The organism is Bacillus sp. P4_D3 (assembly GCF_056401855.1).
In genome coordinates this window covers 1-1,373 of record NZ_JBFUIN010000780.1, presented here as the reverse complement: position 1 = coordinate 1,373, position 1,373 = coordinate 1, and the positions used below count along the sequence as shown (strand labels likewise).

Genomic DNA, 1,373 nt, shown 5'->3' with positions numbered 1-1,373 from the left:
ACTGTAAATAGAGGACGCTTTAATGTTATTAAACAAGTAAATAGAGCCGCTACTCTAGTTGGAGATGTATTAACGTATACGATACAAATAACGAATACGGGAACAGTAACAGCTAATAATGTTCAGTTTATTGATACGATTTCAGCAGGAGCGTCATTTGTACCGAATAGTGTAACAGTAAATGGAGTTCTGCAACCAAACTTAAATCCGATTACTGGATTTGAAGTTGGAGATATACTCGTTGGTGACACGGTTATAGTGACGTTTCAAGCGACAGTTACAACCATCCCATCGTCAGGAACAATTACGAATGTTGCAAATATAACAGGGAGCTTTACTTTAGTGCCAGGAGAACCACCAGTTGTAGTAACAGAGCCGAGTAATACGACGATAACAAGGGTAAATAGAGGCCGATTCAGTGTCATAAAAACTGTAAATAAGCAAGCAACACGATTAGGGGATACGTTAACTTATAGTGTGCAAGTTACAAACACGGGAACGGTAACTGCGACAAATGTTCAGTTTATTGACGTTACATCACCTGATTTAGAATTCGTTCCAGGAAGTGTGGAGATAAATGGGATTCCGCAAGTAGGTTTAAATCCTTTTGTAGGCTTTTCATTACCGGATCTTGCAGTAGGGGATAGCGTATTAATCACATTTGAAGTAAATGTAATCGAAATTCCACCTTCTAGTAGCATTATGAATACAGCGAGAGTAACGGGTGATTTCGAATTGATTCCAGGAGAACTGCCGTTTACAATTACGAATTCAAGTAATACGACAGTAACACCAGTAAATAGAGGCAGTTTAGATATGCTGAAAGAAGTAGACAATTCAATTGTTGGAGTAGGAGAAACGGTAATGTACCGTGTTCGTATATTAAATACTGGTACGGCTGATGCAATGAATGTTCAATTTATCGATGTCTTATCTCAGGAAGCTGTTTTTGTACCAAATAGTGTAACAGTAAATGGAGTAGCACGTCCAGGAGTAAATCCGCAGGTTGGATTTACGATTTTAGACATTCCAGTCGGTGAGACGGCGATTGTGACATACGAAGCTACGATTACAAGTTTTCCAGATGGTGGTACAGTAGTGAACGTTGCTGGGGCGTTAGCAGAATATATTTTAGTACCAGGAGAGCCGCCAGTTACAGTGATGGACACGAGTAATACAGTTATTGTAACGGTAAATACTGCAATCTTATTTGTTGCAAAAGGAGCAAACTTTGAAGTAGCGATGGTAGGAGATGTTGTCACTTATGGAATTGCTGTTATAAATGATAGTACAGTTCCTGTGACGAATATTGTTTTAACAGATATCATTGATCCGAATACGTTATTTATAAATGGCACGGTAACGGTAAATGA

1 protein-coding gene is annotated in these 1,373 nt (G+C 38.7%); it reads left to right on the top strand.

Annotated features, from left to right (window positions below; translation table 11 throughout):
• On the top strand, positions 1 to 1,373 hold a 1,373-nt coding region (locus tag AC1DTM_RS26615; RefSeq protein WP_477001295.1), incomplete at both ends, for a DUF7507 domain-containing protein.